At 70.0% G+C, this 13263-nt stretch carries 11 protein-coding genes and 2 tRNA genes; 8 read left to right on the top strand and 5 right to left on the bottom strand.

Annotation, left to right across the window (positions count from 1 at the left end):
• Positions 1–34: 34 nt before the first annotated feature.
• Entirely contained in the window at positions 35–1261 is a 1227-nt protein-coding gene (glgC, locus tag Aph01nite_RS23755) for a glucose-1-phosphate adenylyltransferase (RefSeq protein ID WP_204043176.1), read from the top strand.
• Positions 1262–1291: 30 nt separating this feature from the next.
• Here the strand turns inward: glgC and Aph01nite_RS23750 are convergent, their stop codons facing one another.
• A complete protein-coding gene (locus Aph01nite_RS23750; protein WP_204043175.1) occupies positions 1292–1891 on the bottom strand; it encodes an Rv1733c family protein in 600 nt (199 codons plus the stop codon).
• A 145-nt stretch (positions 1892–2036) separates the two neighbouring features.
• Here Aph01nite_RS23750 and Aph01nite_RS23745 point away from each other — a divergent pair, with 145 nt between their 5' ends.
• Positions 2037–2735 carry a hypothetical protein gene (locus tag Aph01nite_RS23745; RefSeq protein WP_204043174.1) on the top strand — a complete coding sequence of 233 codons (699 nt, stop codon included), beginning with the start codon at positions 2037–2039 and terminating at the stop codon, positions 2733–2735.
• Between the two features lie 17 nt (positions 2736–2752).
• Here the strand turns inward: Aph01nite_RS23745 and Aph01nite_RS23740 are convergent, their stop codons facing one another.
• Positions 2753–3664 carry a Bug family tripartite tricarboxylate transporter substrate binding protein gene (locus tag Aph01nite_RS23740; RefSeq protein ID WP_204043173.1) on the bottom strand — a complete coding sequence of 304 codons (912 nt, stop codon included), beginning with the start codon at positions 3662–3664 and terminating at the stop codon, positions 2753–2755.
• Between the two features lie 146 nt (positions 3665–3810).
• Here Aph01nite_RS23740 and Aph01nite_RS23735 point away from each other — a divergent pair, with 146 nt between their 5' ends.
• Positions 3811–4185 (top strand): GntR family transcriptional regulator, encoded by a 375-nt coding sequence (locus Aph01nite_RS23735; RefSeq protein ID WP_307836795.1) that lies wholly within the window; start codon positions 3811–3813, stop codon positions 4183–4185.
• Positions 4186–4240: 55 nt separating this feature from the next.
• Here the strand turns inward: Aph01nite_RS23735 and Aph01nite_RS23730 are convergent, their stop codons facing one another.
• Positions 4241–5872 (bottom strand): glycoside hydrolase family 12 protein, encoded by a 1632-nt coding sequence (locus Aph01nite_RS23730; protein WP_204043171.1) that lies wholly within the window; start codon positions 5870–5872, stop codon positions 4241–4243.
• Positions 5873–6168: 296 nt separating this feature from the next.
• On the opposite strand from Aph01nite_RS23730, the gene Aph01nite_RS23725 reads away from it, so the two are divergent.
• Complete coding sequence (locus Aph01nite_RS23725) at positions 6169–6690, top strand: DUF4760 domain-containing protein (protein ID WP_204043170.1); 522 nt, start codon at positions 6169–6171, stop codon at positions 6688–6690.
• Positions 6691–6783: 93 nt separating this feature from the next.
• On the opposite strand, the gene glmS is transcribed toward Aph01nite_RS23725, so the two are convergent.
• Positions 6784–8604: a glutamine--fructose-6-phosphate transaminase (isomerizing) gene (glmS, locus tag Aph01nite_RS23720; RefSeq protein ID WP_204043169.1), complete on the bottom strand. Its 1821-nt coding sequence runs from the start codon at positions 8602–8604 to the stop codon at positions 6784–6786.
• A gap of 1 nt (position 8605) precedes the next feature.
• Positions 8606–8869 (bottom strand): hypothetical protein, encoded by a 264-nt coding sequence (locus tag Aph01nite_RS23715; protein WP_239161915.1) that lies wholly within the window; start codon positions 8867–8869, stop codon positions 8606–8608.
• A 320-nt stretch (positions 8870–9189) separates the two neighbouring features.
• Between Aph01nite_RS23715 and Aph01nite_RS23710 the strand changes: the two genes are divergently transcribed.
• The 4 genes from Aph01nite_RS23710 to Aph01nite_RS23695 all read left to right on the top strand — a co-directional run bounded on the left by Aph01nite_RS23710 (position 9190) and on the right by Aph01nite_RS23695 (position 13190).
• Positions 9190–10542 carry a M14 family zinc carboxypeptidase gene (locus Aph01nite_RS23710; protein WP_204043168.1) on the top strand — a complete coding sequence of 451 codons (1353 nt, stop codon included), beginning with the start codon at positions 9190–9192 and terminating at the stop codon, positions 10540–10542.
• Between the two features lie 64 nt (positions 10543–10606).
• Positions 10607–12946, top strand: coding sequence for an ABC transporter permease (locus tag Aph01nite_RS23705; protein ID WP_204043167.1), 2340 nt, complete (start codon positions 10607–10609; stop codon positions 12944–12946).
• Between the two features lie 97 nt (positions 12947–13043).
• Positions 13044–13115, top strand: a tRNA-Gly gene (locus Aph01nite_RS23700).
• Between the two features lies 1 nt (position 13116).
• Positions 13117–13190 (top strand) — tRNA-Cys (locus tag Aph01nite_RS23695).
• Positions 13191–13263: the final 73 nt, after the last annotated feature.

Here is a 13263-nt window from a genome sequence, read left to right as displayed (position 1 = left end):
TTTGCGACCCTTTTGACGGGTTAAGGTCATGGCCATGAGGGTGCTCGCAGTCGTGCTCGCCGGTGGCGAAGGCAAACGTTTGATGCCGCTCACAGCGGACCGGGCCAAGCCCGCCGTGCCGTTCGGCGGAATCTATCGCCTGATCGACTTCGTGCTGTCCAACCTGGCCAACGGGCACTATCTGAAGATCGTGGTGCTGACCCAGTACAAGAACCACAGCCTGGACCGGCACATCTCGCGGACCTGGCGGCTGTCGGCGATGCTGGGCAACTACGTGACGCCGGTGCCGGCGCAGCAGCGGCTCGGCCCGCGCTGGTTCGCCGGATCCGCCGACGCGCTCTTCCAGAACCTCAACCTGATCTACGACGAGCTGCCCGACCACGTGATCGTGTTCGGCGCCGACCACATCTACCGGATGGACCCCCGGCAGATGGTCGAGCAGCACATCGACTCGGGCGCGGACGTGACCGTGGCCGCGATCCGCCAGCCGCTCAGCATGGCCGACCAGTTCGGCGTGATCGAGACCGACCCGACCGGCCGCCGCATGGTCGCCTTCCGCGAGAAGCCGAAGGACGCGGTGGGCCTGCCCGACGCCCCCGACCAGGTGTACGCGTCGATGGGCAACTACGTCTTCAAGACCCAGTCCATGATCGAGGCGCTCCGCGAGGACGCCATGGACCCGGCCAGCAAGCACGACCTGGGCGGCAACATCATCCCGATGATGGTCAAGGCGGGCGGCGCCGAGGTGTACGACTTCGCCGACAACGTGGTCCCCGGCTCCACGGAGCGGGACCGCGGCTACTGGCGGGACGTCGGAACCCTGGACGCCTACTACGAGGCCCACATGGACCTGATCTCCGCCCACCCGGTCTTCAACCTCTACAACGACCGCTGGCCCATCTACACCGGCCACGACCCGCTGCCGCCGGCCAAGTTCGTCCACAACGACGGCGACCGCGTCGGCCACGCCATCGACTCCCTGGTCTCCGCCGGCGTCATCGTCTCCGGCGGTACGGCCCTGCGCTCGGTCCTGTCCCCCGGCGTGATCCTGCACTCGCACGCCCAGGTCGAGGACTCGGTCCTGATGGGCTGCGTCAAGGTCGGCCGGGGCGCGATCGTCCGCCGCGCCATCATCGACAAGAACGTGATCATCCCGGACGGCGCCCGCATCGGCTTCGACCTGGAGGAGGACCGCAAACGGTTCGCCGTCACCCGGGGCGGCATCGTCGTCATCGGCAAGAACGAGATCCTGGACCGCTGACCTGACCTGGCCTGACCGGTCGGGCGCGCGTCAGCCGCTGATGCGCCAGGTCGGCTCCACGGCCGTCCACTCGGCGGCCCACTGGTTCCGCGCCCGCCGTACGGCCAGGAGGCGGGTGGTGAGCAGGAGCAGGCTGACCGCGGCCAGCGTGAAGACCGGGATGGCGACGCCCACGGTCATGCCGGAGATGAAGGTGGTCTCGCGGTCGCGCGGGCGGGGGACGATCTCGCCGCGGTCGTCCACCCAGACGTGCACGGTCTGGCCCTTGTGCCAGAGCGCGGGCGCGTCGATGATCCCCTGGTGCGGGATGCCGTTCGGGCCCTTCCAGGCGGCCATGACCGGACCCGCCGCCGGGGACGCGACGGTGAGCTTGGGGCCGGCCGTCTCCAGCAGGGTGGCGTCCACGGGGTGCCTGCTCCGCTGCTGTTCGGCCTCCAGGCGGAGACCCTCCCGATAGGTCCGTACGCCGAACAGCGCCCCGAGCACGACCGAGGCCAGCAGACCGAACACGGACAGCAGCCGGATGAGGCCCTCGACCCGGTCGCTGCGGCGGCGCAGCGGGTTACGGTCGAGTCCCAGCCAGCGGGTGAATCGGACGACGGGACCGCGCGAAACAGGATTCTGGACCATCTCACACCTCATCTGGTGAGTACCACCCAGAATCCGGTTTATGCCTGTTTAGAGCGTCAAAGGAAGCTGGACTGGAAATCTAGTGACTTGCAAGCCTCGCCGTTTACCTTGGGCGCTCAGGACCTTCCGCTGACCAGGAGGACCGATGTTCTCGCTCGCGCATCCTCCCGCCCGCCGGGCCCGGGTCGGCTACGCTCGCGGGGTGCCGCGCGTACTCGCCTCCGCCACCTGCTTAGCCCTCGCGCTTCTCCTCACCGGCTGCGGCGGCGACGCGCCCCCGGTGAGCCGCCCGTCCTCCCTGCCCATCCCGGACGGCTTCACCCGCGTCGGCGGCCTCTCCAACGGCCTGGTCATGGCCATCCCGTCGGCCTGGCGCTCGGTGGATCTCTCCAAGACCGACTTCGAGGCCGAACTGGCCGCCAGCGGCCTCTCCGGCACCGCCCTGGAACAGGCCAAGACGAGCCTGCGCGCCCTCCAGAAGAACAAGGCCCTCTACGCCATGGACCCCGCCTCCCAGGCGGAGTCCCCCGGCAAGTTCGTCACCAACCTGAACGGCTTCTGCCAGCCCAGCGTCGGCGCCTCCGCCGACGCCCTCATCGACCTGGCCAAACAGCAACTCGCCTCCATCAAGGCCACCGTCTCCGAAGCCACCTCCGTCCCCCTCGGCAACGGCACCGCCGTCCGAATCCGCTACACCCTCCCCATGGCCGGCACCGTCATCCACGGCACCCAGTTCTACGCCCCCTCCGACAAGGGCCGCACCTGCGTCGTCACCCTCAGCACCGACCTCACCGGCAAGGAAGCCCTCTTCAACCAGATCGGCAGCACGATCCGCCCGGTGTGATCGCACCGGGTCGTGTCTCAGAGCACCCCAAGATCGGCCAGTACGTCCCGGGCCCGGCGCGCCTCGGTCCGCAGCCACTCCCGGAAGTCGTCGTCCGCGAGGTACATCGGCGTCCACCCGGCCCGCAGGCACGCCTGCCGCCAGGCCGCCGAGCCGCCCAGCTCCTGGCAGACCTCCAGCAGCCGGGCCCGGGTCCCGTCGGGCAGCGCGCCGGGCGCGAGCAGCCCCCGCCAGTTCGCGTACGTGTGACGCGCGCCGGACTCCATCAGGGTCGGCGCGTCCACGCCGGGGAGGCGGTCGGGGGCGGACACGGCGAGCGCTCGGAGCGTACCGGATCTGAGGCGGGGGGCGAGATCGCGGTAGCCGCCGATGCCGACCGCGATCCTGCCGTCCAGCAGGGCTCCGACGACCTGGGCGGTGTCGGCGAAGGCCGCGTAGCGCAGGAGTCTGGCGTCGGCGCCGAGGCCGCGGGCGGTCAGGCCGTACAGGATGTGGTCGGGGCTGCCGGCGGCGCGGCCGGCCATCTCGACCGAGGCCGGGTCGCGGAGCAGCTGCCTGGCCAGGGCGTCGAAGTCGTGGAAGCCGGAGCGCGGGGAGGCCACGAACAGCAGCCACTCCCCCGCCAGCCTGGCCAGCGGCGTGGTGCTGGCGATCAGCGAGTCCGCGTCGCCGGTCGCCGCCGCCGCGACCAGCGCGGGACCGGCCACCAGCAGCCGGTCGGGCCGCCGGAGCCGGGCGAACTCGGCGATCGCCCGCGCGCCCGCCCCGTACGGGGTGACGGTGATCTCGGAGAGCAGGCCGCGGGCCTCGGCGACGTTCTTGAAGGTGCGCGGGAAGGGGTCGCCCGCGGGGGCCGGGACCAGCAGCAGCATGTGCCCCGCCAGCATGCCGCCCTGCCCGGGCCCGCAGCCGACGGCGATGACGGCCATCCCAGCCCCCCACGCGAGAAACCGGCGTCGTCGCAAGCCACACCCCTTCCCCCGTTATAACGCTAAGCGTACAACTCTGGACAGAACGTGACATAAGTGGGGTTGGTGCGCCGATAAATCATGAATCAGTTAGGTATTTAGGGGAGGTGAGCAGCTTGATCGATTTCACGCTCGACCGGAAGTCGGGCACGGCCACGTACGCCCAGCTGGTCCAGCAGGTGGAGCGGGCGCTCCGGCTCGGCCGGCTGATGCCGGGCGACCAGTTGCCCACCGCCAGGCAGGTCGTCGGGCGGCTGTCCATCAACCCGAACACCGTGCTGCGCGCCTACCGCGAACTGGAGGCGCGCGGCCTGGTGGAGGCGATGCCCGGCCTGGGCACGTTCGTCCGGCGTTCGCTGGTCGCGCCGGAGGACCCGGAGCTGACGGCCGCCCTGGGCGCATGGGTGGCGGCGGCCAGAGCGGCCGGCCTGGGCGACGACGACATGCGCTCCCTGCTCGAATCCGCGCTGTCGGCCCCCTGAAAAACCTGCGGGCCCGCGCCTGGAGGTCGAGGCGCGGACCCGAGGGGCCGGACGGTCAGACGACCGTGCAGCCGGGGATGGTCGGGAGCTGGGTGTTGCCGTTCGGCCGGGTGGCCTGGAACCCGATGCCGGTGGACTGCCCGGCGGACAGGTTCCCGTTGTGTGACTGGTTGGTGGCGGTGACGTTCGAGCCGCTGGTGGTCCACTGGGCGTTCCAGCTACCGGTCAGCGTGTGCCCGGACGGCAGCGCGAACGTGAACGTCCAGCCGGAGCGCGGGCCGTTGACGGTCATCTGCGCCACGTAGCCGTTGTTCCACGCGTCGAAGCGGACCGTGCAGGTGCCGGTGGTGCCGCCACCGCTCGTGGTGACCGAGACCGTGCTCGACTGCGCCGACTGGTTGCCGGCCGCGTCCCGGGCGACCACGTAGAACTGGTACTGCGTGGACGCCGTCAGACCGGTGGCCGCGAACGTCGTCCCGGTCGAGGTGCCGACGTTGGTGAACGTGCCGGTCGTGCCCTGCCTGCGGAAGATCGTGTAGCCGGTCACGCCGACGTTGTCGGAGGAGGCCGACCAGGACAGGTTCGTGCCGCTCGCGGTGGTGCCCGACGCCGTCAGGTTGCCGGGCGCGGTGGGCGGGCTGGTGTCGCCGCCGCCTCCGCTCGTGGTGACCGAGACCGTGCTGGACTGCGCCGACTGGTTGCCGGCCGCGTCCCGGGCGACCACGTAGAACTGGTACTGCGTCGATGCCGTCAGACCGGTGGCCGCGAACGTGGTGCCGGTCGAGGTGCCGACGTTGGTGAACGTGCCGGTCGTGCCCTGCCTGCGGAAGATGTCGTAGCCGGTGACGCCCACGTTGTCGGAGGAGGCCGACCAGGACAGGCTGGTGCTGTTCGCGGTGGTGCCCGACGCGGTCAGGTTGCCGGGGGTGGTGGGCGGGCTGGTGTCGCCGCCGCCGGTGGTGGTGTAGGTGAAGTTGTTCACGGTCAGGCCGGCGCCGCCGATCCACGGCTCGAAACCGGCCTGCACGCTGGTCAGGTACCAGCTGCGCTGCGCGTACCCGCGGTTCACGGCGTCGGTGTAGAACGTGTTGATGTTGAAGTCCAGGCTGGTGCCGGTGCTGGTCCGCACGTACGAGACCACGTTCCAGCCGGGGTTGCCGAACCAGACCTGCCAGGTCGTCCCCGCGAGCGTGACCGTGCCCACCTGCGACCCGATCGGCTGGATCGAACCCTGCCGGTTCAGCCAGATCATGACCTCGATGCCGGTGTTCTGCCCGTTGGTCCGCGGAGTCGGGTCGAACCACAGGTCATAGGCGGCGTTGTAGGTCCCGCTGGACGGGTAGCTGTAGCTCACGCTGCTGCGGATGTTGTTGAACGCCGGGTTGCTGGCCTGCATGGGCAGGCTGCTGCCGGTCGAGCAGTTACCGTAGTGGCACCCCGCGTAGATCGCCGGGTACGCGGCCGGAGCGCCGTTCGTGGCGTTGTTGTGGCCGGCCGACTGGATGGTGAACCCACCCGCCTGGTTCACGTCGATGCACTGAGGGGTGCTCGCCCCCCAGACGTTGTTCATGACGATGAACCGGCCCGACTGGATGCTCGTGGAACCGAACGTTTCGCAGATCACCGGGGCCGCGTACGCCGGCGCGGCCAGCGCGATGACCGTGCCGAGAAGTAGGACGACAGCCATCCCTATGCTTTTCAGACGTTTCACTGGTCCTCCTGGGGGGCGTTGGGAGCGCTCCCAGCAGACGCTAGATCGGCCCGCGCCACTCGCCTACGAACCCCGCCCCCCACAGCCCACCCACCTGCTAGAACACCGCAAACCCGACTGAAAGTTACAACCAGGTGAAGCAGTGCGAGGTCGCGCATCGCCGGGGTTGACAGCGTGGGGCGATGTCCGGGGAAGGGCGCGTACAACCCGGAACCGGCGCGATACAGCAAACGTTCAACGACTGGATATCTGTATCGCGGGCAGGAGCCGCCGTGATCTACAACATGATCGCTCTTGTGCTTTCCACTCTGGCCCTCGCCAGCTCGACCGCCCTGGCTTTCCGTCAAGCGGGCTTGATGAAGCGATCCAATCATCTGCCCGCCTATCTCGCATTCCTCGAAGAGTTCCGTACGGACGCGTTCCACCAGCGATATCACTTCATCTGCAACCGGCTGAACGTCGACCATGACCCGCGCAACGGCATATCCGGCTTACCGGATAACGTGCGGGACACCCTCTACGACGTCGCATATTTCCACCAGAACCTGGCCGCCCTGTTCCGCCTGGGCATCCTGGACGACCAGATCATCGTCACGATGAGCACCAGATTCGTCAGGGTCTGGGATGCGATAGAGCCCTTCGTACTGCGGGAACGAGAGATCGTCTCCATTCCGCACATGCTCCGGGTGCTTCAGGACTTCGCGGACGATGTCAGAACCACACCCCAGGAACAGGGCCTACTGCGGCACCTCCGGAACACCCGCAAGGCCGACAGAAATACGGCCAAGGCGTGACCTGGGCTTAATTACAGGTTATCGAGTGCCGTCATGCAGTTACGAAATTGTCCGGTACGGCGGGCAAGGCCGTACCGGACTTGGGAAGGGTGGTTATTCGACGGTTACGCTCTTGGCGAGGTTGCGGGGTTTGTCGACGTCGCGGCCGAGGGCCACGGCGGCGTGGTAGGCGAAGAGCTGGAGGGGGATGGTGAGGAGGATGGGGTCCAGTTCGGTTTCGTTCTTGGGGACGACGATGCAGTCGTCGGCCTGGTCGGTGGTGCGGTGGCCGACCATGAGGATGCGGCCGCTGCGGGCGCGGATCTCGCCCAGGGTGGTGAGGTTCTTGTCGAGGAGTTCGTCGTCGGGGACGATCGCGACGGTGGGCATCTCGGGGCCGATGAGGGCGAGCGGGCCGTGCTTGAGCTCGCTGGCGGGGTACGCCTCGGCGTGCACGTACGAGATCTCTTTGAGCTTCTGGGCGCCTTCGCGGGCGACGGGGTAACCGCGGACCCGGCCGACGAACATCATTCCGGCGGCGTCCTTGGCGTAGCGCATGGCCAGTTCGCGGATGTGCTCCTCCTGGGTGAGCATCTCCTTGATCTGGTCGGGGAGGCGGCGCAGGCCGTCGCAGATGCGGCGGCCGTCGGCGGGCGACAGGTCGCGGACGCGGCCCAGGTGGAGGGCGAGCAGGGCGAACGCGGCCGAGGTGGAGGTGAACGCCTTCGTGGAGGCGACCGAGACCTCCGGGCCCGCGTGCAGGTAGACGCCGCCGTCGCACTCGCGGGCGATCGCGCTGCCGACCGTGTTGACGATGCCGAGCACGCGCCCGCCCTTGCGCTTCAGCTCCTGTACGGCGGCGAGCGTGTCATACGTCTCGCCCGACTGGCTGATCGCGATGTAGAGCGTGTCCGCCTCGACGACGGGGCTGCGGTAGCGGAACTCGGAGGCGGGTTCCGCGTCGGCGGGGATGCGGGCCAGCTCCTCGATGAGCTGCGCGCCGATCTGCCCGGAGTAGTACGCCGAGCCGCAGCCGATGATCTTCACCCGGCGGAACGAGCGGGACTCGCGGGCGTCCATGTTGAGGCCGCCCAGGTGCGCGATGTGGAAGCGGTCGTCGATCCGGCCGCGGAGGGTGCGGCCGACCGTGTCCGGCTGCTCGGAGATCTCCTTGAGCAGGTAGTGCTCGTAGCCGCCGGTGTCGTAGTGGCCGGTGTCCCAGTCCACCGTGAACGGCTCCTTCGCGGTCTCCCTGGCGTCGCTGGTGAACGTGGAGAAGCCGTCGGCGCGCAGGACCGCGAGCTCGCCGTCCTCCAGGTGCACGACCTGGCGGGTGTAGCGGACCAGGGCGGCCACGTCGGAGGCCGCGAACATCTCCTTCTCGCCGATGCCGAGCACGATGGGGCTGCCGTTGCGGGCCACCACGACCTCGCCGGGCCGCTCGGCGTCGATCACCGCGATGCCGTACGTGCCGACGACGAGTTTCAGCGCGCGGCGGACCGCCTCCTCCAGGGTCTCGGTCTCCTTGGCCGTACGGGCGATGAGGTGGGACAGCACCTCGGAGTCGGTCTCGCTGAGGAACGTGACGCCTTCGGCCTCCAGGCGCTGCCGGATCGCGTCGGCGTTCTCGATGATGCCGTTGTGCACGATGGCGATGCGCTCGTCGGAGGACGGGTGCGGGTGCGCGTTGGTGTCGCTGGGCACGCCGTGGGTGGCCCAGCGGGTGTGGCCGATGCCGAGGGTGCCCTTGAACCTGGCCGGGACGGCGGCGGCGAGGTCGGCGACCCGGCCTTTGACCTTGCGTATCTTGAGCGCTTTGGCCGCGACGACTGCGACGCCGGCGGAGTCGTACCCCCGGTATTCAAGCCGCTGCAGCCCTTCGAGCAAGATCGGCGCAGCGTCCTTCGGCCCGACGTAGGCCACGATTCCGCACATTTCACCCTCCGTAGATGATCCGGCGGAGCTGCCTCGTGGACAGCTCCGGTGCCGTGACCCGCCGGGCCGGCAGCTCGGCGGCGATCCGGCGAAAGATCTCGTCGTTCGCCAGGCCGCGCGCCTTGAGCTCGGCGTGCCGGCGGCGGACGTACGCCTCGACGGGTTCGCCGAAGTACGCCAGCACGTCGGCGACCACCCGCGCGGCTTCGCCCGGCCCGAGCATGGTGGTCCGGGTGAGGTGCGCGATCAGGTCATCATGCGGCACAGGACAGGACCTTACGGAGAGCGGCCGTCGTTTTCCAAGAATCCTGCCCGAAATCGGGCAGGATCACTCCGAAACTATACCGATGGGCGTCAGTAGGGGTCAGTTGACCGGTCGGAGCCCGTCCTGTCGGACCCTTCGGCGTACGGCCAGACCGCCCCAGGCCGTACCGAATGGGTCACCACCCGACTCCACCCTGTCACCATTTAATAGGATTTATCCGGATTAAGGGGCATCCATTAACGCATCACGACAAGTCTGCGGGTCCCGGCTTGGATCCCCCCACGATGTGACAGAACGGGCCAGATCGGCAGACTAGGGTGGTGCTCGATCCCGTGTTATCCCGCGAACTCGACTCCGTCCCCGACTATGACCGTTTCGCCACCGTGGACGAGGTCCACGAGGGCCTCAGCCGCCTCGCCGCCGCCCACCCCGACAGTGCCGTGATCCGGCGGGTCGGGACATCGCGGCTCGGGGACCCCATGCTCTGCCTGACCGTCGGCGACGGCCCCCGCGACGTGGTCGTCGCCGCGGGCCCGCACCCGAACGAGCCGATCGGCGGCCTCACCGTCGTCCACCTGGCCGCCCGCCTCTGCGCCGACGCCTCCCTGCGCGCCTCCGCCACCTGGCACATCGTCGGCTGCCTGGACCCCGACGGCACCCGGCTCAACGAGGGCTGGTTCGCGGGGCCCTTCACGAAGGCGCACTACGGCCGCCACTTCTACCGCCCGGCCGGGGACGAACAGGTCGAATGGACCTTCCCGTTCGCCTACAAACGCTCCTACTTCGACCGGGTCATGCCGGAGACCCTGGCGCTGATGCGGCTGATCGACGCCACCCGTCCCGCGTTCATGACCACCCTGCACAACGGCGAACTCGGCGGCGTCTTCTACTACCTCTCCCGGGCCGAGCCCGAGTTGCAGGACATCCTCACCGAACTCCCCGCCCGGTACGGCCTGCCCCTCCACGTCGGCGAACCCGAGCACCCCGCCATCACCCAGCTCGCCCCCGCGATCTTCCTCACCCCCCAGATGGAGACCGCGTACGACTACGCCGAGGCCCTCGGCCAGGACCCCACCGAACTGATCACCGGCTCGGCCAGCGACACCTACGCCTCCCGGTACGGCACGCTCTGCCTCACCGCCGAACTGCCGTACTGGATGGACCCGGCCGCGGGCGACACCTCGCGGACCGACGTCGTCTACAGCGACCTGATCCGCGCCCAGGCCGCCGACCTCCGCGACACGGTCACCGTGCTCAGCGAGGCCCTGGACGGCGTCTCCGCCGACCTGGCCACCAGGTCGCCGTTCTTCCGGGCCAGCCGCTTCTTCATCCCGATGCTCGCGGGCGTCGCCACCACGGACGAGCAGCGCGCCGCCGACCCGGCGTCCGACCGCCCGGCCACCGCCGCGGAGCGCTCGTCCTGCCGCGACCTCGTGCACAGCTACCGGCTCCGGTTCGGCGGCATCCTGCTGCGCGCGCTGGACGGCGAGATCGCCATCGGCAACGCGACCCCGGCGATCCGCAGGCACGCGCGCACGCTCGGCGAGACGTACGAGAAGTGGTGCGCGGACGCGGAGTCGCAGACGTCCGACCAGACGATCCCGATCAAGCACCTGGTGGCCCTCCAGTACGGCGCCATCCTCGCGGGAGCCCACCACGCGCTTCGAACCTGAGGGCGCTTCGAACGTGAGGGATAGCCCTCTAGGCGGCGGCGCCGGCGTCCGGCTGAATGGCGGTGTGACCTCGACGCTGGCTCCGTTGTGGGCGTGGCTGCGGCTGGATCTGCGCCGCCGGATACGGGCCCTGGTGCTGCTGGGGCTCCTGGTGGCGGTGGGCTCCGGGACGGTCATGTCGGCCGCCGCCGGGGCCCGGCGCGCCGACTCGGCCATGGACCGGCTGCTGGCGGCGACGCTGCCCGCGCACGCGATGGTGCAGCCGAACCGGCCCGGCTTCGACTGGGACGCGGTACGCCGCCTGCCCGGGGTGGCGGCGGTCGGAACGTTCCTGCTCAGCGACCTCACCCTGGAAGGGCTGCCGGGAGCGGCACTGAGCTACCCGTCCCTGGACCCCACGTTCATGACCACGATGGAGCGCCCGGCCGTCGTGGCGGGCCGCCTCCCCGACAACACACGCGCCGACGAGGCCGTGGCCACCGAGATGTTCCTGGAAGCCAACGGCGTCAAACTCGGCGACACGGTCGTCGCCGGATTCGGGGAGGGCCGGGCCGCGGCGGGCCTGCGGCAGCCCCTGCGCGTGGTCGGCGTCATCCGCACGCCCGCCCTGCTCACCTACCCGGAACTCGTCACGACCACGGCCTTCGCCCAGCGCTACCGGACCGCCCTGATGGAGAGCTCCGGCGGCATCGCCAACGCCATCGTCCGCCTGACCGGCGGCCCGGCGGCCCTGCCGCAGTTCCGTACGGCGTTCGCGGAGCTGACCGGCCGCGACGACATCGAGATCCAGGATCTGGCCGAGGTGGCGGAGAACCGGGCGCGGGCCAACACGTTCGAGGCCGGCATCCTGGCGGGCATGGCCCTGGCCGCGCTGGTCTGCGCGCTGGCGCTGATCGGCCAGGCGGTCGCCAGGTACGCCTCCGACTCGGTGGACGATCTGGCGGTCCTGCGCGTCCTCGGCCTGACGCCTCGGCAGGCCGTACTGACGGCCGCCGCCGGGCCGGGGATCGCCGCCACGGGCGGGTTAGCGGTCGGCGTCGCCGCCGCGCTGGCCGTCTCCCCGCTGTTCCCGATCGGCGGCGCGCGGACGGTCGAACCGGACCCCGGGGTGAGCGCGGACCTGGCGGTCTTCGCCGCGGTGGCCGTGGCCGTCCTCCTGCTGGTCGCGGCCGTCGCCGCCATCGCCGTACGGCCCAGCCTGGTCGCCGGGGTGGGCCGGCCGTACCCGGACCGGCGCAGTACGCCGCGTTCGGCGCTGGTGAAGCTGGTGGAGCGGGCCGGACTGCCCGTACCGATCGGGCTCGGGGTGCGATTCGCGCTCGAACCGGGCAACCGGGGACTGGCCGCGGTCCCCACCCGGCCGGCGCTGGCCGGGGCCGTCGTCGGCGTGCTCGGCGTGGTGGCCGCGCTGACCTTCCGGGCCGGGGCCGTGGACGCGGTCGCCGAACCGGCTAGATTCGGGCAGACCTTCCAGCTGATGAGCATGACTGGCTGGGACGGCGAGGAACTCGCGCCCGTCCCGGCGGACGCCATAGCCCGGGATCCCGGCGTGCTGGCCGCCGTCGACACCCGGGTGGGGGTGGCGTCCGCCGGCGCCACCTCGGTCACCCTCTACACGTACGAGCCGGTCAGCCGGCCCTTCCCCGTCGTCGCCCTGGCGGGCCGGATGCCCACCGCCCCCGACGAGATCGCCCTGGCCCCCGGCTCCGCCAGGAAGGCCGGCGCCTCGGTCGGAAGCGTCCTCCCACTGAAAGCCAGAGCGGCCGGCAAGCTCACCGTGACCGGGATCGTCTTCGTCCCCGAAGGCCCCCACAACCGCTACGCCGAAGGCGGCTGGATCACCGGCGACGGATACCGGCGGCTGTTTCCCGACGACTTCTTCAAGTTCCACATGGTCCTGCTGACCCTGCGCGAAGGGACCGACAGGGCCGCCGTCTCAGCGCGGCTCGGCCTCGAACTCCATCCTGCGATGGTCCCCGCCCAGGTCGCCCAGATCGACAACATCCTTGTCCTCCCGCTGGCCCTCGGCGTCTTCCTGGCCCTCCTCGCGCTGGGCGTCAACGCCCACACCCTGGCCACCGGCGTACACCGCCGCCGCCACGACATCGCCGTCATGCGGGCCCTCGGCCTCACCCCGCGCCAGTGCCGCCAGGCGATCCTCACCCAGGGCCTCACCTTCGCGGCCATCGGCCTCCTCTTCGGGGTCCCGCTCGGCCTGGCCCTCGGCCGTACCCTCTGGCGCGTCGTCTCCGACATCACCCCTCTCTGGTACGCCCCGCCGATCGCCCTGGGAATCGCCCTCGTGACCGTGCCCAGCGTCCTCGTCCTCGGAGCACTGCTGGCCGTACGGCCGACGCGCCGGGTGACGCGTTACTCCGTCGGCGACTGCCTGCGTACGACGTAGGGCTGCTTATCGGAACGTGCGCCGCCGCGCCTGGTGCGCACGAGCGCGCCCAGAACGCGCTAAGGTTTCTTCGTGGCCGGGTACGTCCCGGGCGCACGCGGAAGTGGCTCAGTGGTAGAGCATCACCTTGCCAAGGTGAGGGTCGCGGGTTCGACTCCCGTCTTCCGCTCGGTGGAGTGGCCGAGAGGCGAGGCAGCGGCCTGCAAAGCCGCGTACACGGGTTCAAATCCCGTCTCCACCTCCAAGGTCGTCACGGGAACCCCGTGAAGTCCGCTAAAGTAAGACCTGTGTCGCTGAGGGTTCAAGCCCTCGACGGC

It is taken from the genome of Acrocarpospora phusangensis (assembly GCF_016862995.1).
Lineage (GTDB): Bacteria > Actinomycetota > Actinomycetes > Streptosporangiales > Streptosporangiaceae > Acrocarpospora > Acrocarpospora phusangensis.
Note: the sequence above shows the minus strand (reverse complement) of the source record. Positions and strands in the feature narration are given on the sequence as shown.